This window comes from Sporosarcina newyorkensis (assembly GCF_900167515.1).
GTDB lineage: Bacteria > Bacillota > Bacilli > Bacillales_A > Planococcaceae > Sporosarcina > Sporosarcina newyorkensis.
The window spans coordinates 186,716-207,063 of the sequence record NZ_FUYJ01000002.1; the positions used below are offsets into that span (position 1 = coordinate 186,716).

The 20,348-nt window shown below is 43.4% G+C and carries 20 protein-coding genes and 1 riboswitch; of the genes, 18 read left to right on the plus strand and 2 right to left on the minus strand.

Annotated elements, in window-relative coordinates; translation table 11 throughout:
• Window positions 1-11 precede the first annotated feature (11 nt).
• The 11 genes from B5D59_RS05235 to B5D59_RS05280 all read left to right on the plus strand — a co-directional run bounded on the left by B5D59_RS05235 (window position 12) and on the right by B5D59_RS05280 (window position 9,270).
• Entirely contained in the window at window positions 12-1,661 is a 1,650-nt protein-coding gene (locus B5D59_RS05235) for a long-chain-fatty-acid--CoA ligase (protein ID WP_078817159.1), read from the plus strand.
• A 287-nt stretch (window positions 1,662-1,948) separates the two neighbouring features.
• Window positions 1,949-2,668 (plus strand): ABC transporter ATP-binding protein, encoded by a 720-nt coding sequence (locus B5D59_RS05240; RefSeq protein ID WP_245799459.1) that lies wholly within the window; start codon window positions 1,949-1,951, stop codon window positions 2,666-2,668.
• Between the two features lie 14 nt (window positions 2,669-2,682).
• Window positions 2,683-3,420, plus strand: a complete 738-nt coding sequence (locus tag B5D59_RS05245) for an ABC transporter permease (protein ID WP_078817161.1) — start codon at window positions 2,683-2,685, stop codon at window positions 3,418-3,420.
• 54 nt (window positions 3,421-3,474) lie between these two features.
• Window positions 3,475-3,933 (plus strand): LytTR family DNA-binding domain-containing protein, encoded by a 459-nt coding sequence (locus B5D59_RS05250; protein ID WP_078817162.1) that lies wholly within the window; start codon window positions 3,475-3,477, stop codon window positions 3,931-3,933.
• Window positions 3,930-4,340 carry a DUF3021 domain-containing protein gene (locus tag B5D59_RS05255; protein ID WP_009766000.1) on the plus strand — a complete coding sequence of 137 codons (411 nt, stop codon included), beginning with the start codon at window positions 3,930-3,932 and terminating at the stop codon, window positions 4,338-4,340. The genes B5D59_RS05250 and B5D59_RS05255 overlap by 4 nt, the downstream gene beginning before the upstream one ends.
• 57 nt (window positions 4,341-4,397) lie before the next feature.
• A complete protein-coding gene (locus tag B5D59_RS18525) occupies window positions 4,398-4,526 on the plus strand; it encodes a hypothetical protein (RefSeq protein WP_281250646.1) in 129 nt (42 codons plus the stop codon).
• Window positions 4,527-4,577: 51 nt separating this feature from the next.
• Window positions 4,578-4,847, plus strand: coding sequence for an SWIM zinc finger family protein (locus tag B5D59_RS05260; protein ID WP_078817163.1), 270 nt, complete (start codon window positions 4,578-4,580; stop codon window positions 4,845-4,847).
• A 239-nt stretch (window positions 4,848-5,086) separates the two neighbouring features.
• A complete protein-coding gene (locus B5D59_RS05265) occupies window positions 5,087-5,536 on the plus strand; it encodes an SRPBCC family protein (RefSeq protein ID WP_245799460.1) in 450 nt (149 codons plus the stop codon).
• Window positions 5,537-5,715: 179 nt separating this feature from the next.
• A complete protein-coding gene (locus B5D59_RS05270) occupies window positions 5,716-6,105 on the plus strand; it encodes a MerR family transcriptional regulator (RefSeq protein ID WP_009765997.1) in 390 nt (129 codons plus the stop codon).
• Window positions 6,098-7,603: a class I adenylate-forming enzyme family protein gene (locus B5D59_RS05275; protein WP_078817165.1), complete on the plus strand. Its 1,506-nt coding sequence runs from the start codon at window positions 6,098-6,100 to the stop codon at window positions 7,601-7,603. The genes B5D59_RS05270 and B5D59_RS05275 overlap by 8 nt, the downstream gene beginning before the upstream one ends.
• A complete protein-coding gene (locus B5D59_RS05280) occupies window positions 7,600-9,270 on the plus strand; it encodes an acyl-CoA dehydrogenase family protein (protein WP_078817166.1) in 1,671 nt (556 codons plus the stop codon). Before B5D59_RS05275 ends, B5D59_RS05280 begins: the two co-directional genes overlap by 4 nt.
• A gap of 222 nt (window positions 9,271-9,492) precedes the next feature.
• On the opposite strand, the gene B5D59_RS05285 is transcribed toward B5D59_RS05280, so the two are convergent.
• Window positions 9,493-9,774, minus strand: coding sequence for a hypothetical protein (locus B5D59_RS05285; protein ID WP_040758404.1), 282 nt, complete (start codon window positions 9,772-9,774; stop codon window positions 9,493-9,495).
• Between the two features lie 149 nt (window positions 9,775-9,923).
• The gene (locus B5D59_RS05290; RefSeq protein ID WP_009765993.1) at window positions 9,924-10,688 is read right to left on the minus strand and encodes a 3-oxoacyl-ACP reductase; all 765 of its coding nucleotides are present in this window, start codon (window positions 10,686-10,688) and stop codon (window positions 9,924-9,926) included.
• A gap of 61 nt (window positions 10,689-10,749) precedes the next feature.
• Window positions 10,750-10,848: riboswitch (TPP riboswitch) on the minus strand.
• A 146-nt stretch (window positions 10,849-10,994) separates the two neighbouring features.
• On the opposite strand from B5D59_RS05290, the gene B5D59_RS05295 reads away from it, so the two are divergent.
• The 7 genes from B5D59_RS05295 (at window position 10,995) to B5D59_RS05325 (ending at window position 20,200) form a co-directional block, all read left to right on the plus strand.
• Entirely contained in the window at window positions 10,995-11,699 is a 705-nt protein-coding gene (locus B5D59_RS05295) for a CoA transferase subunit A (protein WP_009765992.1), read from the plus strand.
• Window positions 11,699-12,343 (plus strand): 3-oxoacid CoA-transferase subunit B, encoded by a 645-nt coding sequence (locus B5D59_RS05300; protein ID WP_009765991.1) that lies wholly within the window; start codon window positions 11,699-11,701, stop codon window positions 12,341-12,343. Before B5D59_RS05295 ends, B5D59_RS05300 begins: the two co-directional genes overlap by 1 nt.
• Window positions 12,344-12,502: 159 nt before the next feature.
• Window positions 12,503-13,870: a trypsin-like peptidase domain-containing protein gene (locus B5D59_RS05305; protein WP_009765990.1), complete on the plus strand. Its 1,368-nt coding sequence runs from the start codon at window positions 12,503-12,505 to the stop codon at window positions 13,868-13,870.
• Window positions 13,871-14,257: 387 nt separating this feature from the next.
• Window positions 14,258-15,688 carry a helix-turn-helix transcriptional regulator gene (locus B5D59_RS05310; protein WP_245799461.1) on the plus strand — a complete coding sequence of 477 codons (1,431 nt, stop codon included), beginning with the start codon at window positions 14,258-14,260 and terminating at the stop codon, window positions 15,686-15,688.
• A 169-nt stretch (window positions 15,689-15,857) separates the two neighbouring features.
• Entirely contained in the window at window positions 15,858-17,540 is a 1,683-nt protein-coding gene (hutU, locus tag B5D59_RS05315; protein WP_078817167.1) for a urocanate hydratase, read from the plus strand.
• The gene (gene hutI / locus B5D59_RS05320; RefSeq protein WP_009765987.1) at window positions 17,541-18,794 is read left to right on the plus strand and encodes an imidazolonepropionase; all 1,254 of its coding nucleotides are present in this window, start codon (window positions 17,541-17,543) and stop codon (window positions 18,792-18,794) included.
• 86 nt (window positions 18,795-18,880) lie between these two features.
• Complete coding sequence (locus tag B5D59_RS05325; RefSeq protein WP_078817168.1) at window positions 18,881-20,200, plus strand: YjiH family protein; 1,320 nt, start codon at window positions 18,881-18,883, stop codon at window positions 20,198-20,200.
• Window positions 20,201-20,348: the final 148 nt, after the last annotated feature.

Here is a 20,348-nt window from a genome sequence, read left to right on the forward strand (position 1 = left end):
GAGTGAAAAGAATGAAACATACCGCGCATTTTGACTATTGGCCGAAAAGAGTTGCGAAGACACTTACAGTTCCCGAGTCGACAATTTACGATAATTTGGCGATCACAGCGAAGAAGTATCCGAACAAATCAGCCTATGAATTTTATGGCGGATCTGCAACGTACGGTGAATTATTAGGTGAAGTGGATCAAGTCGCCGGTTATTTGGAACATCACTGCCAAGTAAAAAAAGGGGATCGGGTATTGCTGCTTATGCAAAATTCCCCTCAATTTCTGATCAGCCTATTTGCCATCCTGCGGGTACGGGCAGTCGCTGTGGCGATCAATCCGATGAGCACGACGGAAGATCTGCAGTTTTTCTTGGAAGACGGAGAAATCCATTTGGCGTTCGTCGGGCAAGAACTTTATCCGAAAATCGAGCCGCTTATCGGCACAACGATGCTTAAAACTGTGATAAGTACAGCCTACTCGGAGTATATAATAGAAGAAAGAGCCTTGGGTATCATCCCGGACGTGGTGAAGGCACCCGTACAGCAATTAGCGAAGACCATCTCCTGGAAAGCCGCATTGAATTCCGGAAGCACACCGTCAGCTTACAAGGGGAAAAGTGACGATATGGCGATGATCCCTTACACATCCGGAACGACGGGTACACCAAAAGGATGTATCCATACCAATCGTACCATTCAGGCTAATACGACGGGTTCTTATCACTGGATGACGATGAGCCCTGATACTGTGACGTTGACCAGTTTGCCTCTATTCCATGTCACGGGACTTACGCACAGTGCTTTGAATCCTATTTTAGCAGGCAGTGAGATGATTATTCTGACGAGATGGGACCGTGACTATGCAATCAAAGCCATGGAGCATTTCAAAATTAGTCACTGGATTAATATCAGTACGATGCTCATCGATTTCCTTGCGAATCCGAAGCTAGCGGAATATGATATTTCGTCATTGGAATTGGTTGGCGGGGGAGGAGCCACGCTGCCTGTTGCTGTCGGAGAAAAATTGCGGCAATGGACCGGGCTTGACTATGTGGAGGGGTATGGATTATCCGAGACCATGTCGCACACGCATTTTAATCCTCCAAACCGGCCGAAACTTCAGTGTCTTGGCATCCCTGCATTTGGGGTCGATGCCCGAATTATTGATCCGGCAACCGGTGCCGAACTCGGGGCAGACGAAGAAGGCGAGCTGGTGGTCAATGCACCTCAGTTATTTAAAGGTTATTATCACAGGAAGGAAGAGACAAAAGCCAGCCACATAGAGCTTGGCGGCCAACAGTTTTTCCGTACAGGCGATATTGTGCGTATGGACGACGAAGGCTACTTCTATATGGTAGATCGAGTCAAGCGGATGATTAACGCGGCAGGTTATAAAGTATGGCCCACGGAAGTAGAATCCATCCTCTACAAGCATCCGGCGATTCAACAGGCATGTGTAGTCCGCTATCCGGATGAAGTGCGCGGTGAAACAGTCAAGGCGTTGATCATTCTTAACGAAGAATACAAAGGAAAAGTCACGGACGATGAAATCATTGAGTGGTCAAAAACTCAGATGGCAAGCTATAAGTATCCGCGAATTATTGAATTCCGCGACAGCTTCCCTACCACAAGCAGCGGAAAAATTTTATGGAGACAGCTGCAGGAAGCGTGAGTATTATTGAAGAATTGTTGATATATTTTCAGGCCAGCCCCCAATCAAAAATTTGATTGGGGGCTGCTTTCATTGAAGCTGAATTGAAAAAGTAGACTGAGCCAAACCCGTGTCAGTCTAAGCCAAACACATATCATACCAAACCAACTTCGCACATCTATGCCACTCACCTAACAAATCCTGCAACTGACATTCAAAAATGTACCACTCACCCAAATCCGGCTGACGTTTTATTCGCCAGTTCGTATACTAAAAGTACAAAGAGTGAACGAATGGAGGAAAACATAATGACTGTGGTCGAGGCGCAAGACGTTCGAAAATCATTTGGATCATATGACGTATTGAAGGGAGTAGACTTTCAGGCAAATGAAGGGGAAATTGTGGCGGTCATTGGGAAAAACGGAGCGGGGAAGTCGACTTTTTTAGAGATGCTTATGACGATTCAAACACCGGACGCAGGAGGCATTCATCTATTCGGCAAGGAGTTGCATTGTCTTTCCATCAATGAAAAAGAGCAGCTGAGAAAACAAATTTCTGTCGTACTGCAGCCAACACAGTTTTATAAAACGATGAAAGTCTATGAACTGCTGAAACTATTTCAGTCCTATTATGATTCCACTAAAGATGTCAATCAGGTATTGGCGGAGTTTCATCTTGAACCGTATCGTCGAACCTATTTCGATAAGCTTTCGGGTGGGTGGAAGCAAATTGTCAGTTTGGCGATTGCGTTCATGTCGCAGCCTAGGCTGTTGATTTTGGATGAACCGACAACAGGGTTGGACCCTCATATGCGCAATATGCTGTGGAATTACATTACGGACTACAATAAAAGGATGGGTGGAACGGTCATTTTAACAACTCATAATATGGATGAAGTGGAGTTGTACTGTGATAAGGTGATGTTGCTTAACAATGGCATAGCAGAGGTGCTTGATACCACGGAACGGATTTTGGAGCGCGGTTATCGCTCAATTCATGAGTTTTATTTACAAAATGTGACGGTTTAAGGGGGAGATTAGACATGTTAGCTACACAACTAAAATACGATTTATTAATGTTTTGGAGAGAAATTTTCTATGTGGTGTTTACGATTGTCGTGCCGCCCGTATCGTATCTTTTCATGGGACAGTTATTCGGAGAAGCTACTTATGATGGAAGTTTGAATTATGCGGAGACTTATACACCATCATTCATTCTACTCATCGCGTTTGGAGTTATTTTTTTCGCTTTCGGATTTGAACAAGTAACGCACCGGACAACAGGCATCGAAAAGCGGATTACACTGACACCCGTGCCGAAGCGTATGCTTTTGTTGTCTGCTATTTTGAAATCCATTATTTTAACGAGTCTCGGCTATTTCCTTGTATTTTCTATTGGCGCATTGGTATATGATCTGCAATTTCATTTGATAGGCTTTCTTGCTTCTTATGGATTTTTCATTGCAATGAACGCAGTACTTCTCGTCTTATCTTCAGCTATTTATTCATTTTTCACAAATCAAAATAGTGCACTTGTCTTCTCTATCGTTATTTTTCAACTAGTCATGATTTCAGGAGGCTTTACGATGCCGATAGAGTTGATGCCGAAATTCGTGCAAACAATTGCAGATTTCAATGTGATCTATCATATGAATCAACTTTTTATTGCGATATGGAATGGGCAGCTGGAATGGACAGGGGAAACGATTCTATCAGGTAGCTTCATTGCCATTGTCTTCGTACTCAGCTTGTGTATTCTTCGTCTGCAGCAATCGAAATAGTACAGACAATTTGGAAAGAAACGTTTACACTATTGTCGGGAGGGGTTTCTCGAAATGAAAGTTTTCTTGAATATCGATAGTGCAAATAAAGGGACAACAGTCACCATTGAATGCGAAGAAATGAATCAATCGATCCAAGAAGTTTTGGACTTTTTAAAAGGACAGGAACTGGATTTTATCATAGGTAAGGATGGAGAGATGCAGCATATCTTAAAGCCGGCGGACATCCATTATTTTCACGCAACGTCATCTGGAGTTGCTGCCGTCACTGCAAATGGTTCCTTTCTAGTGAAAGAAAAACTATATGAATTGGAAGCCGTTTTACCATCAAGTCGTTTTATTCGGCTCTCTAAATCGGTCATTGCCAATCTCCATGAATTGAGCCGTTTCGAAGCTTCTTTTAACGGGACACTGGCAGTATACTTTAAATCTGGGACGAAAGAATATGTTTCAAGAACATACGTCAACGGGATCAAGGAAGCGCTTAAAATGAAAAGGAGGAGTAAGGAATGAACTCTTTTTTATTCCGCAGTATGATTGGTATTTTCTTTGGTGGTTTCCTGGCAGTCGTCATTACAAGTTTGGCCATATATGCAAGCGATCTTGAAACACTAAAAGCAGATGTGTTCGTCAAGAACGCTCTAGGCACAATTTTTTGTGGCTGGTTTTTCAGTGTCACCCCACTTTATTTTGAAAATGAAAGTTGGTCACTGCTGAAACAGACTTTGTATCACTTCATTACCGTGCTGATTCTTTACTTTATCACTGCTTTCGGTATCGGCTGGTTTACTTTTACGGCTAAGAGCTTTTTGACATTTACAGGTCTGTTTTTAGGACTGTACATTGCCAGCTGGATTGGATTTTATTTGTATTATGCAAATGAAGCGAAAAAGCTGAATGAAGAGTTGAAAGAGTGGTAAGCGTCTAATGAGCTGGTCTATGCTAAAATAATGGAAAATCGGTAGAAGGAGCGACTTATGAATATTTATCAATTCGAAGAGCATGTGAATCAGAAGATTGTGACCCGTGGTTGGAACTATTTTTGTGATGGTCGTGTCAGTTCTTCCCGTAAACGACAAGAAGGAACGTATACTTTCTTTATTTAGGGCAGTGAAAAATATGAAGTAACTGTAACCATAGGTGATGAGGGAACGATTTTGTTTTCATCATGCAACTGTCCGTATGACTATAGTTCTGTTTGTAAGCATGAGGTGGCAGCTTATTTTGAGCTGGCGGAACAATTGGATGGTAAGACTCCGCCTTCTGCCACACAATGGGTGGAAGTGACGGATGATCCTTTCACAGAAATGCTTCAGACGTTATCGAATGAAGTATTGATTGAGATCGTGAGAGATTTAACAGAACGAGATGAGGTATTGAAACGACGCTTATTGGCTGTTTATTCGAAGGGAGAGGGAGACGTCTAAGAGGGATTAAACAATTAGTGGATTCAATTATTGAGTTGTATGCGGGATGATCCAACGGCTCGGCGGGATAGCAAGCAACCTGAAAAACAAGCACTAATCCAAGACCTACTTATAATATATCCGAATAAACCAGCTTTTGAAGCCGAGTTAAGCAAGATTATATAACTTTAAATTCGGAATTATTAGTGCAATACATAATCTTATAATGATATACTATTCTTCATGACAAAGAAAAAGGGGTGTGTCATTTGCCGAATGGAATGGAAGAAATCAAGATTTCAGCGCCGGTGGATAGAGTGTGGAGATTTTTGGATGATATGAATCAATGGGCTCCGCTAATCCCGGGGTATATCGAACACGAAGTAGCCAATGAAAAGCAGTTCACCTGGAAGTTTCGTGCGGACCTTGGGATGATCCAAAAAAATATCGAGATGCAGGTTGATATTGCGGAACGGTCAGAGAACTCAAAAGTTGCTTTTAAACTCGAAGGACTGAATGAAAACTTGGAAGGCAACGGCTACTTTCAGCTGAATGAAGTTGATCGAGAGACGACAGATCTTATAGGCTACCTTGATATTTCGGGCAAGGGTATGATGGGGTCGGTTATGAATTCGATGATGAAAAGCTATGTGCCGCAAACTGTGCGCGATTTGACGGTGGCTGTAGGGGAAAAACTGCAAAATAGTTAACGATGATAGAAGAGGTTGTTGTGAAAGTCAGTGGCATCTGACTTTTATGACGACCTTTTTCTTTTAAGGGGGATCGTTGGTCTTAACCGCATCATAGCGTATCGGGGCAAATTATCATCTTGACCTTTACGTTAACGTAAATGCTACTATTTAGAAAATGATAGAAAGGAGGAGGTGAAGTGAAAACGATTCGGGAGACAGCGGATCTGTTTGATGTATCCACGCGGACGATCCGATACTACGAAGAGATTGGTTTGCTTTCGCCTGCCCGGTCAGAAGGAAATCAGCGCCTATATCCAGCTTCTGAACTTGTCAAATTAAAATTGATTGTTCGTGGAAAGAAATATGGCTTTTCATTGGAAGAGATTAAAGAAATGGTGTTGTTATTCGATAAAGACCGAACCGGGCGCAAACAGTTGGAACGGACAATTCAATACGGTAGACGGCGAATCGAAGAAGTTGAGTTGAAAATTCAGGAATTGGAAGAAATGAAGCGCGAAATGGAGCAGCTGCTTGTTGTATTCAATAGCAAATTGGAAAAATCGAAAGGGGATGAAGGGAATGAATAGTTCACAATTATTGTCTCGTAATGCACGGAAGTATCCGAAACACGAGGCAGTTGTCAGTAGGGAAAAGCAAATTACGTACAAAGAGCTGGATCGGCTTGTTAATCAATTTGGGAATGCGTTGCGGACACAAGGCGTAAAGAAAGGAGAAAAAGTAGCGTTGTTTTTACCGAACGTAGAAGAATTTGTGATCTCGTATTTTGCAGCACAGCGAATCGAGGCGATTGTAGTGCCGATTAACGTGAAGTTGACAGCACGGGAATTGGAATACATTCTTGAGCACGCGGACGTAAAAGTATTGATTGCACATGATTTAGTGTTTGAAGCAGCAAGTAAAATGAAAGCGCCTTCACTGAAGATTAAGACAGGTGGCGCAGTGGATGGTTGGTTTGATTTTCAAGATGTGCTGTCTCAAGGGGAAGAAACTACAATTTCGTGTAATTTGAAAGAAGACGATGAGTCCACCATTTTATATACATCCGGGACGACAGGTAGCCCGAAAGGTGTGTTATTTAGCTACCGAAATATCTTGACAGTTGCTTCAATGATTGCTGTGGAAATGGAATTCAAACCGGAGAGTCGCATCTTGCTGATGATGCCGCTCAGTCACTCAGCACCGCTTCACTTGTTTTTGATGGCAGGTATGCTTGTGGGATCCACACTTGTTATAACACCGACATTTACTCCGGATTTATTGATTGAAATGGTGGAACGAGAACGAACAACACACTTTTTTGGTGCACCTGTTGCATATATACTGACCGCAAGCAATCCAAAATTACAAGATGCAGACCTATCATCCATGAAATGGTGGGTATATGGTGGGGCTCCGCTGTCGGCTGAAGAAGTGAAAAAAGTGAAAATTGCATTCCGCTCGGACAATCTGGTCTGTGTTTATGGACTGACAGAGGCGGGACCGAGCGGGGCATTACTGCTGGCTGCTGAACATGATGCGAAGGCGGGAAGTATCGGGCGGCGTGCTCCGCTGCACACAGAGCTGCGAATTGTAGATGAATCAGGAAAAGATGTAATACCAGGTGAAGTAGGTGAGATCGTTCTCTTTGGTGAAGGAAATATGCTTGGCTATTACAAAAATGAGGAAGCGATACGGGAGACCTATTTTGACGGCTGGTTGCGGACTGGTGATATGGCGATGGAAGATGAAGATGGATTTTATTGGATTATTGGTCGAAAGAAAGATGTGATTTTATCAGGCGGGGTCAACATCTATCCGCAAGAAATTGAAGAACAAATCGTTCAATTTCCTAATATGAAGGAAGTTGCGGTAGTTGGTGTACCGCATCCTGAGTGGGGTGAGACGGTGAAGGTCGTATTTGCCGCTTCTGAAAGAATTGATGAGGAAGCGCTTAAAGGTTATTTGAAAGAACATTTGGCTTCATTCAAAATTCCGCGGATTTATGAACAAGTCGATGCGCTGCCTCGAAATGCTTCTGGGAAGATTCTAAAACAACCGTTGCGAGAAGGAGGAACTGTCGGATGAGAGTATTGGAGGAAACTGAACGTTATGAAGTGGAAAACTTTTTTGTTGGTGATGAAACATTGGAACTAATTTTACGTGAGCGACTGGATGGTCCGTTTCTTAAGTATGCATTACGTGAACTTCATTCATTCGGTGAAGCATGTGCGAATGATATTGAGCGAAGAGCTGTGCATACGGACAGAGAAGGGGAACCGCGTCTAATTCGTTACAATAAGTTTGGTGAAGAAGTATCGGAAGTGTGGGTCAATGAAGGGTATCGACAAACCGTACAGGAAACGTATGATACAGGGATTGTCGGCTATGTCCATAAAGAGATTCCCGAACTTGGACATAAGGGGAATTATACGTATAGCTTTGCACAAGGATTTCTGTTGTCTCATGCAGAGCCTGGTTTCTATTGTCCTGTAACGCTGACGATGGCAACTGCGTATTTATTGGATCATTTCGCGGATGACGAGGTAAAACAACTGTTTTTACCCCGTGTTTGCGCAACGGGTGAAATGCCTTTATTCGAAGGTGCTACATTTTTGACGGAGCGGCAAGGTGGGTCCGATTTAGGTGCAAATGTTGTCCGCGCGGTGAAAGAAGGAGAGCAATATCGATTGTATGGAGAAAAGTATTTTGCTTCGAATGCCGGAATGGCAGGCGTGGTGATGGTCTTGGCTCGTATGGAAGGTACGCCTGAAGGGTCAAAAGGTTTGACGTTGTTTGCGGTACCTTGGCGCAAGAAAAACGGGGAGTTAAACGGAGTTCGTATTCGCAGACTCAAAGATAAACTGGGTGTGCGCGCTGTGCCGTCAGGTGAGGTGGAATTTGACGGGGCGATTGCCTATGTTGTAGGTGATCCGACGAAAGGTTTGGCTTATATGCTCGAAGCGCTTAATTTATCAAGAATCTGCAATGCGATTGCATCTCTAGGCATCATGCGCAGAGCATTGCTGGAATCCAAGAGCTATGCAAGTCGTAGAAATGCATTCGGTCAACGTTTGACGGGTTATCCAATGGTGCGTGATACATTAGGAAAAATGTCGGCAAAATTACATGCGGAAACAATAACCGTTTTTGATTTCATTAAACTATATGAAAAAGTTACAGATGGAGAAGCGGATGAACGCGAGCAAGTGCTGAATCGACTTTTTATTGCATTGATTAAAAAGGAAACAGCGGAACAGGCAATTCACTTCTCTCATGAAGCAATCGAAATGCACGGCGGCAATGGCTATATAGAAGATTTTGTTACGCCGAGATTGCTACGGGATGCACAAGTGTTAACCGTTTGGGAAGGGACGGCAAATATTTTAGCGTTGGAATTGATTCGTTTGGTCACGAAATTCAAAGCTCATGACTTGTTTGTCGATGAGATGAAGAACCGTTTGTCTGCATTAGAGGAATGCGGATTGACGCAAGTACTAGATAGAGAAATTGATAGTGTGCAGGAAGGATTGACTGCCTTTGCTTCCTATGATTATTCTTTGCAAACATTTGAAGCGAAAAGATGGATGAAACGCATGTCGGACGTATATGAAAGCGTCGTGAGTTTGGAGTGGGCTGCAAAGTATGGTAGGAAGTATGAGAAGTTAGCAGAGGTGTTCATGGAAGATACATGGGGGTTGCGTAAGTCAGGCGAACCGATGAAAACAGTGGAATGCTTTGAGGAATTAATCTGAAAAGCAAGACTGTATAAATGGAGGGCTGTCCAGGGAGTGATCTCCTGAACTGCCCTTCTTCCATGTGCGTCATTTTGCTGTTGAAGATCATAAAGTGTCTATACGCGATCATAAAGGGGTTTCTTATGGTGATTTAGGAGAGTGAAAGGTGGAATAATCTCTTATGGCTGCTAGTTTTAGTCTCATCGAACGACACCGTGTTGGATTCTGAAATTCCTTGTATCAGCTATATCTTATCGTGCAAATGTCAGCCAAGGCGAATTCTTGGACATCTGCATCTCCGAACGGTTGAAAATGGATAACTCGATTGTTTTTGTTGAATTCTAAGTAATAGCCATTATGCTGAATATTTTTTGAGTGTTTCAAGGTGATTTCGATAGGATCTCCCATCATTAAATCGACGAGTATATGAATTAATTTCTTTTCGTCATAACATCTAGTCTCCCGATTCGATACATGAGAAGAGTCACAGCCGCTGCAAGGTCTAAACTTTCTTGATGACATAAAATATGCACCTCCTTCTCTCTTAGTGTATGTCGAAAAACGTGAGAGAACTGTGCCGTTTCATTTGATGAATTCAACGCAAAGGAGGTGCTATCTAATATACGCTTGATCTACAAATCAACCATGCAAAAAGTCAGGAAATGACTCTATCAATCCATCACCAATCCGCCATCCACTACGAGATTTTGTCCTGTGACGGCACGGCTGGAAGGAGAAGCGAAGAAGACAACCACATCAGCTACTTCTTCTGGAGTGACGACTCGCCCAATCGGTGTGTTGGCTTTAATGATATCGAACACAGCATCCGGCGTTGCGGCGCTAGCATCTGTTTTCAGTAAAAGCCCACCTGACACCATATTGACGGTGATACCATCAGGTCCTAATTCTTTTGCCATGCTCCGCGTCATACCGAGCAAAGCGGCCTTGCTCGTATTGTAATCGTGATAAGGTACGACAGGATTCTGCACCAAGTTTGTTCCGATATTGATGATTCGACCAAACTGCAATTGTGTCATGCCTTCCCGAGCTGCTTGAAGCGTATTTAGCGTTGCCCCCACAGAACCTTCCAGCTGTTTATGATAATCCTGCCATTCAATCGCATTCAACTGTTTCCGATCATCACCATTGAATGAAAAGTCGATTAACGCATTGTTGACGATTGTCGTAATTGGCTGTCCGAAATGGTGGTTAGCCTGTTCTACTAATAACTGCAGGTCATCTGGATTCCGCACGTCTGCCCGCAGTGCTATGGCCCGGTCACTGCCGATTTCATTCACAACTTGCTGAGCTTTATCGCTATTTTGAAAGTAATTTACGATAACTTTTGCACCTGCTTCGCCAAAAGCCTTCGCAGTTGCCGCGCCCAACCCTCTGCTTGCACCAGTCACCAATACTACTTGATCTTTCAATTCCAATCCATCCAGCTCCTTTTTTCATAGGTTTATACAAAAAAAGACCACTGAAAGTTAGTGGCCGCTGAAAAAAATGCCACTTCCCTCCGTCGGTATCAACCGAATCAGGTTCAAAGGGTCGGAGTTTTCTCCTCTCAGCCAATAGGCACCCCCAGTGATTTTGTTATGTATGTGTCTGTGAAGTATAGCATTAGGGACATTTTAATACTATGAATTACCATTCTTTTTCATAGTTTCATGCAAATATCTGAATCATTTGTTAAAATAAAATAAGGGTGAAGCACTGGCAAAGAACAGGAGGAGAAACGTATGAAAACGATCTACTCAACAAATTTGCAAGCGGTTTCAACTATTCAAGATGGAGCGACGTTAATGGTTGGCGGATTCGGACTGGTTGGGATACCTGAGCAGCTGATTCTGGCATTGGCGGAAACTGAAGTGAAAGATTTAACGATCATATCAAATAATTGTGGCGTGGATAATTGGGGACTTGGCTTGTTGCTGCAAAAGAAGCAGATCAAGAAAATGATTGGATCGTATGTTGGGGAGAATAAGGAATTTGAACGCCAGGTATTGGCAGGGGAAATTGAAGTCGAGCTGACACCGCAAGGAACGTTGGCTGAAAAGATACGTGCAGGCGGCGCGGGGATACCGGCTTTCTATACGCCTGCTGGAGTCGGGACACAGATTGCAGAAGGAAAAGAAGTGCGGGTCTTTGATGGCAAGGAGTATTTATTGGAGGAAGCTTTGAATGCAGATTTCGCATTGATTCGCGCAGCGAAAGCCGATCAATTGGGAAACTTGATCTACAATAAAACGGCACAAAACTTTAACCCACTTATGGCGGCGGCAGCTAAATTTACAATTGCTGAGGCGGAAGAGATTGTAGATGTTGGAGAACTAGATCCTGCCCACATTCATACCCCAAGCATTTATGTGCAAGGCTTATTGGAGGCAAAACAAGAAAAACGAATTGAGCGGCTGACGACTCGGCAGAAAGGGGAGGGAGCTTAATGAAACCAATTCATTTTAGAGAGCGCATTGCGAAAAGGGCAGGGCAGGAAATTAAAGACGGCAACTATGTCAATTTAGGAATTGGTATGCCAACGCTTGTAGCGAACTATATTTCAGCTGATAAAACAGTCATTTTACAGTCGGAAAATGGATTATTGGGCATTGGGCCGTATCCTTTAGAAGAAGATGTCGACCCTGATTTGATCAATGCTGGAAAAGAAACGGTCACAACGGTTCCCGGCTCTGCTTTCTTCTCGAGTGCCGAATCATTTGCGATGATTCGCGGCGGCCATGTGGATGTCGCGATTTTAGGGGCAATGGAAGTGTCTGAAACAGGAGACTTGGCCAATTGGATGATTCCAGGGAAAGTGATCAAAGGGATGGGTGGCGCGATGGATTTAGTGCACGGTGCCAAAAAAGTGATCGTCATAATGGACCATGTTTCGAAAACCGGTGAACCAAAAATTAAAAAGCGCTGTACGCTGCCGCTTACCGGAAAAGGAGTTGTCGATAAGATCATTACCGAAAGAGCATTAATTGAAGTGACTCCAAAAGGTTTAGTGCTGAAAGAAGTATTTGACGGCTTTACGGCAGAGGAAGTTATTGAATCAACAGAAGCTGATTTGATTCGGGGAGACAATTGAATGTAGAGTATATGGCTCTGTCATAAGTAGACAGAGCTTTTTTGTGTGATTTTACATAAGAGTGAGTCTTTTATAGTGATTTTTATGGTATTATTTAACGTATACATAGTTGCATATAACTAACAATATTAGGTGCTAATAGAAGGGGGAGTGAATTGCATGTTCTGTTCAAAATGCGGTCATAAAAATACAGACAATGGGAAGTTTTGTGCGGGCTGCGGCACGGAAATGAGTAAATCGTCTGGCAGTAAATGGGTACCTGCTATTGTTCTTACCTGCTTCATTGTCTTGGCAGGGACAGGTGGAGTATTTGGCTATGCGACAGACTGGAGTTTTAAAATTCCGAAGAAGACTAATGCATTGCCTGATACAGAAGCGGTGGCTGCAGCGGAAGGTGAAAATGGCATTAAAATCCAAACTACTCCTGCGGTTGCAAAGCAGTCGAAGCAACAGTCGAAAGACAAAACCGTACTTATAAAAGAGTCATTACCCAGCGTGTTTACAGTCTTGACCGGTTCGGGCTCTGGTTCAGGTTTTCTTTATAAAAAGGGCGGATATATTGTTACGAATGCTCACGTGGTAGTAGGCTATACAGATGTGGTTGTCCGAAATTCCAAAGGGGAAGATATGGGAGGCAGAGTTGTAGGGATTTCCGATAAATATGATATAGCCTTGATTAAATCCGAAGCAAATAAAAATGTGAAGCCATTCGTGATCGAGCAAAAAGAAACGCCGATCGGTACGGAAGTCATCGCGATTGGCAGTCCGAACGGCTTTGAAAATACCGCGTCAATCGGCTATTTGACTGGATTGAACCGTGACATGCAAAAAGATTTCATCTATGAAAAAGTCTATCAGATCGATGCGCAAATTGACCACGGCAGCAGCGGAGGCCCTCTTCTCGATGCTAATACGGGTTATGTCATCGGCATTAATTCCTTACTATATAAAGATAACACCGTGTTTGGCTTCTCGATTCCGATGTACAGTATGCAAAATCTAGTCGATAAATGGATCAATCAGCCGATGAGCGGCAAACAAGTAGCGGCGCTGTTCGATGTCTACGATGACTATATCCCAGAACAATACTATAATCAGGATGAACACTCTGAGGACTACGAGGAATTCTATCAAGAAACACCGGACGAGTATGATACGGAAGAAGCAGAAGTCACGGATGAAGAAGTCGTAGATTTTATAAAAGAATTCCGCAATCAATACGAAGTTGCCTTGACCAATGAAGATTACAGTTACATCGATCACTATGTCGCTTCTGGCAGCTCAGCCGGAACCGAACTTCTTGACTACATGGACGACATGTCGGGGCACAATGTCTACTTCGAATTCATCGAAAACACTGTAACGGATGTTATCTACTACGAAGACTCCTTAGAGGCCTACACCTACGAAACATTCTATTTTACCGACATCAGCGGAAACAGAGACTTTATAGAAAAGAGAAAAATTTATTCGATCATAGTGGATGAGTATGGAAATTATCAAATCATAAAAATAGCGAATCAATGATTAGAAGCCTCTTGAGCAAAACTGCTTGAGAGGTTTTGTCTTGACCTTGACCTTACCTTTGTTTAGTAACTCAGTCAGTGAATGATGCCAATTTTGTACTCTGACTGTGAAGACCCTTCTTAGATCTTGAAAAGCTACACTAAGTTCTATATGTTCTTTTATGTGCTAACTAAGGATTGGAGCGGAAGACGGTCGACTCCTGGGGGATCAGCGTGCGTCTTGAGACCCCGCAGGAGCGAAGCGAACGAGGAGGCTCAAGGCCACGCCCCCCGGAAAGCGTACCGTCTGGAGCGGAAATCCCGGACCACTTACTACGTGCTCTCTCAACGCAATTCCCATAATATAATGCTACAATACATAACAACAATGCATCGAGGTGAACGACAAATGAAAATATTGCTCCTTATAAAAGACCCATTAGAAGCACAAGGCTTAAAATGGCTGCTGACATCACAATGGAACGACGTGGCGGTCGAAATAACAGACCAACCAAACGTACTGCGCACATTTCAAGACGCTTACTTATACATCATCGACATGGACTTCATCAGCAAAGAAGACGTCGACTTGCCTGCTCATGCACTCTGGCTTGGCATTTCTTCAGACCGCACATTTCAGACGGTCTATCAGGCACTTACGCTAAAAGCCGAAGACGTGCTGTTCCGTCCGTTCCCACCTGAACGCCTGCTGAAACAAGTCCAGCAAATCCGTTTTCATTGGCGCAATGAAAAAACGGATCGTGAACAGCCGCTTGCACAGCAGCAAAACAGTGTATCCTATGAGGATTTACTCATCCGAGACACGATACCACAACAGCCGATTTGTATGAGCCTGCTTGCGATATCCGATTTAGAAGCGTTGGATATCCTCGTTGAAAAATTGAAGCGCTATGATTTTCCGGCGGCATTTCAAGTGTTTCCGTTTTCGGATCATGTACTGGTCATTCATCGGTTGAGCGAAATGCAGCCATTGCATGAAGCGTATCGAGTGTTTTTTTCACAATGGAAGGGTCAATCGGAAGCTTTGCTGACGATTTATCTATATATAGCGGATGAAGAAATAAGCTATCGTGCGTTCTACAAAAAAATGCGCCTGTTCCATGAGCGAATTTTCTATGACGGCTATGATATTCTTACGCAAGTTGAAGAAGATTTTCAATGGAAGGAACTCGACCCATTTTTGTCGCCGATTGATCAGCAAAAGTGGATTGAAATGCTGGAGAAGCAGCAACTGACGAATATTCGTGAATGGTTGGAGTACGACTTTCTGACTTTGGAACCGCCATATCCGAACCCTGGGATGGTGCGCGTGCGGCTAACGAGTATTTTAGCGCAGATGCGTCGGTATATGATGGCGAACTCCTTACAGTCTTCAAAATTAGAACAGGCATATCATGCTCTGTTTAATAAAACGATTCAAGAACCGGTTATGTATCATATTATTCAATCCTTCATTACGTTTAGCGGCGAATTGATTCGGACATCCAGTGACCTGTACACTTCTCAAGACTTCGATGAGAAGGTAAGAGAGCGGATTTTAATGAATTATTGGGATTCTTCTTGGAACTTAGCTGCCTGCGCGGAAGAAATGAAAATCCATAAAAGTACGCTCAGCCGGAAATATGCGAAAGAAGCAGGACAGTCGTTCCGAGATACATTGCTTGGCATCCGAATTGAACAAGCGCAGCGTTTATTGAAAGAAACGGATTTAACCATCTCTGAAGTAGCGGAAACATCAGGCTTTTCTCATCCTGCTTACTTTAGTAAACGTTTTAAAGAAGCGGTAGGCCGAACGCCTAATGAATACCGCCAATCATAGGAATGCTCAAAGAATATTGAAAATTAATTATATGAGGCAACAATAAAATGCAATTGAAAACGGTTTCCTTTAAATATTGTAAATATAATATAAAATAATCAATAAAATATAACGTAATTAACGTTTTACAGCTAGTATACTAAGAGTAACTTATGAGGAGGTATTTAAAATGACAAGTACACAAACAAATATAGCAGCAGAAAAAGTGATTCAATATACAGGTACTGAACTTAATACGAAAGGATGGCAGCAAGAGGCAGCTCTTCGCATGCTGATGAACAACTTGCACCCAGATGTGGCAGAACATCCCGACAAATTGGTCGTTTACGGAGGAATCGGTAAAGCGGCGCGTAACTGGGAGAGCTTTGATGCGATCGTTCGTTCATTGAAAGAATTAGAGAATGACGAAACGTTGCTTGTTCAATCAGGTAAGCCTGTAGTTGTTTTCAAAACTCATGAAAATGCACCTCGCGTATTGATCGCAAACTCTAATATCGTACCAGCGTATGCAAACTGGGATACATTCCACGAGCTAGATAAAAAAGGCTTGATGATGTATGGACAGATGACAGCGGGCAGCTGGATTTATATTGGTTCTCAAGGAATTGTTCAAGGAACATATGAAACATTTGCTGAGCTTGCAAACCAACACTTTGGCGGCTCACTGAAAGGAACGATTACGTTGACTGCCGGTCTAGGCGGCATGGGTGGTGCTCAGCCTCTAGCAGTTACAATGGCTGGCGGAGTTTGTATCGGAATCGATGTAGACGAAACACGTATCGATCGCCGTATCGAAACTCGTTACACAGACGTGAAGACAGATTCATTGGATGAAGCGATTCGTATTGCAGAAGAAGCGAAAGCAGAAGGCAAAGCACTTTCTATCGGTCTAGTAGGAAATGCAGCCGATCTATTACCAGAAATGCTTTCTCGTGGATTTATTCCTGAAGTATTGACTGACCAAACATCTGCTCACGATCCACTGAACGGCTATGTTCCATCTAAAATGTCTATGGAGGATGCAGCGAAACTTCGTGAATCTGATCCAGAAGAATATGTACGTCTATCGAAAAAAGCTATGGCTCAGCACGTAGCAGCTATGGTTGAGATGATGGATAAAGGTGCAATTACATTTGATTATGGTAACAATATTCGCCAGGTGGCAAAAGATGAAGGCGTTGAACGCGCATTTGACTTCCCAGGATTCGTTCCGGCGTATATCCGTCCGCAATTCTGCGAAGGTAAAGGGCCTTTCCGCTGGGTAGCTCTATCTGGAGATCCAGAAGATATCCGCAAAACAGACGAAGTGATCTTGCGTGAATTCAGCTACAATAAGCATCTTTGCAATTGGATCAAAATGGCACAAGAAAAGATTCAATTCCAAGGACTGCCTTCCCGTATTTGCTGGTTGGGTTACGGAGAACGTGCTCGTTTCGGTAAAATCATCAATGACATGGTGGCAAGCGGCGAATTAAGCGCACCGATCGTTATCGGCCGTGACCACTTGGATTCAGGTTCTGTAGCTTCACCAAACCGTGAAACAGAGTCAATGAAAGATGGTTCAGACGTAGTATCTGACTGGCCAATCCTTAACGCTATGATCAATGCTGTCGGCGGGGCAACTTGGGTTTCTCTTCACCACGGCGGTGGCGTAGGTATGGGTTATTCCCAGCACTCCGGAGTGGTTATCGTAGCGGACGGAACGAAAGAAGCAGAAGCACGTCTAGAGCGCGTATTGACAACGGATCCAGGAATGGGTGTAGTACGTCACGCGGATGCAGGCTATGATATCGCAATTCAAACAGCAAAGGAAAAAGGAATCAAAATCCCGATGTTGGAAGGTGGAAATTAATTGAAACCTGTATGGATTAAACATGCAAAAGAACTAGCAACAATTTCAGGTGAAAATGGACCGCGTAAAGGGAAAGACATGTCGAATCTTTCCATCATTGAGGATGGAAGCGTGTGGATTGAAGATGGCAAAATCGCGGCTGTCGGTACAACGGAAGAGTTGGAAAAACAGTATGCAAGTCGTGCAAATGAAGCAGATATTGTGGATGCAACGGGACGCCTGGTTACGCCAGGCCTCGTCGATCCTCATACACATATTGTCTATGGCGGAAGCCGTGAAAAGGAATTTGAAATGCGTCTTGAAGGTGCAACATATATGGACATCATGAATGCCGGTGGTGGGATTCACGCTACTTCCCGCATGACACGTGAAGCGACAGAAGATGAACTGGTGGAACAAGCATCCCGTCGTTTGGATTCATTCGCAAAGCATGGAGTTACGACGGTTGAAGGAAAAAGTGGATACGGACTCGATTTAGAGACGGAACTGAAGCAATTGCGTGCAGCGAAACGTCTCAATGAACAGCATGCGCTGGAAATCGTGCCTACTTTCATGGGCGCTCACGCCGTGCCAAGAGAGTATAAAGGCAATGAAGATGCATTCGTTGATTTAGTCATTGATGAAATGCTTCCTGTTGTCGCAGAAGAAAAATTGGCAGTATTCAATGATGTGTTCTGTGAAAAGGATGTTTTCACTCCGGAGCAATCTGAACGAATTTTAGAAGCCGGTAAAAAGCACGGCTTAACTCCTAAAATTCATGCGGATGAAATTGCATCATACGGCGGCGCAGAACTGGCTGCAAAAGTCGGAGCTATTTCCGCGGAGCATTTATTGAAAGCTTCCGATCAAGGAATTGAAGATATGGCGAAGGCTGGAGTGATTGCGTGCCTGCTACCTGCAACTGCATTATTCCTTCGTGAAGAAGCAGCAAAAGGACGACAGATGATCGACTCGGGGATGGCAGTCGCCATTTCCACTGATTGCAATCCGGGATCCTCTCCGACCACTTCCATGCCACTTGTTATGAACTTGGCTTGCATTTCGATGCGCATGACGCCTGCAGAAGCGTTAGTTGCCGCAACGATCAACGCAGCGAGCGCGATTAAAGTAGAAGACCGTGCGGGTTCATTGGAAGTTGGCAAACAAGGCGATGTCGTGATGTGGGATATTGGGAGCTATCAGGAGTTGCAATATCTATTCGGTGTGAATCATGTAGATAAAGTATGGAAAAAAGGTCAATTAATCGTTGGCTGACTTATAGAAACTGTGAAAGAACGTCTCAACACGACGTTCTTTTACAACGTTTCTGAGTGCATAGACATCTTAGAGGGGTGAACAGAATGGAGCAATTGAAGGAAAGAGCAACGAGTAAAACAAATACAGGTATTTGGAAGTTTTTTGTCTATAGTGCGATTGGTGCGTTTATGTTTTTTGTGCCTGTAACAATCAACGGCAACAATTCGATTATGCTGGACCATATCGTGACTTGGTTTCAGACGAATGTAAGCGCTGTCCTACCGTATTATGCATTACTCATTTTGATTGCTGGAGCCGCTTATCCGTTTATTTCAGGAACGTGGAAGAAATCAACAGTGGATATCGTATTTTCGTTCTTTAAAGTAATCGGACTTGTAGTAGGTATTCTTCTCATATTCAATATTGGACCAGCCTGGTTATTCGAACCGGATATGGGCCCCTTCCTATTGAATAAACTCGTGATTCCAGTTGGATTGCTAGTTCCAATTGGAGCGGCGTTTCTTGCGTTGCTTGTTAGTTATGGATTGTTGGAGTTTATTGGTGTGCTGATGCAGCCAGTTATGCGTCCGCTTTGGAGAACACCAGGACGTTCCGCAGTCGACGCTGTTGCTTCATTTGTAGGTTCATACTCACTCGGACTGCTCATTACGAATCGTGTATATAAAGAGGGGAAATATACTGCGAAAGAAGCGGCGATTATTGCGACAGGATTCTCCACGGTGTCTGCGACATTCATGGTAGTCGTAGCAAAAACACTCGACATTATGAGCATGTGGAATTTATATTTCTGGCTTACGCTTGTCGTCACTTTCATCGTAACAGGGATTACGGTGCGTATTTGGCCGCTTGCTTCCATGAAGGATGAGTATTATGAAGGTTCTACACCGCAACCAGAGATGAAACCGGAAGGCAGTCGTTTCGCAGCAGCTTGGGACGAAGCAATGGAAACGGTTTCTTCAGCTCCTGGACTCGTAAAAAATATCTGGATTAATGTGAAGGACGGATTGATGATGGCGATGGCGATTTTGCCTTCCATTCTATCTATAGGGCTATTAGGTCTTGTGCTAGCGGAATATACACCGGTATTTGACTGGATCGGTTATATTTTCTATCCGTTCACTTATTTAATGCAAGTTCCTGAACCGATGTTAGTTGCAAAAGCAAGTGCACTTGGAATTGCCGAAATGTTCTTACCGGCATCGCTCGTTGTACAGTCTGCTTTGATTTCAAAGTTCATTGTAGGCGTTGTGTCGGTGTCTGGGATCATCTTCTTCTCTGCGCTTGTTCCTTGTATCGTCGCGACTGAGATTCCGATTTCCATTCCCAAGTTGGTTATCATTTGGATTCAGCGTGTTATTTTAACAATCATCATTGTCACGCCGCTTGCGTTTTTACTACTATAAATAAAATAGAGCCCCTTCATCATTATGATGGAGGGGTTGATTTTGTATTTTTGGAAAACCGTCATGAAGTTGGTCGTTGTTCCATGTTTAGGAAGAAATGAAGTGGGTAGGCAGGGTTTAAGGGATAAAATCTGCCCTATCTTTATAA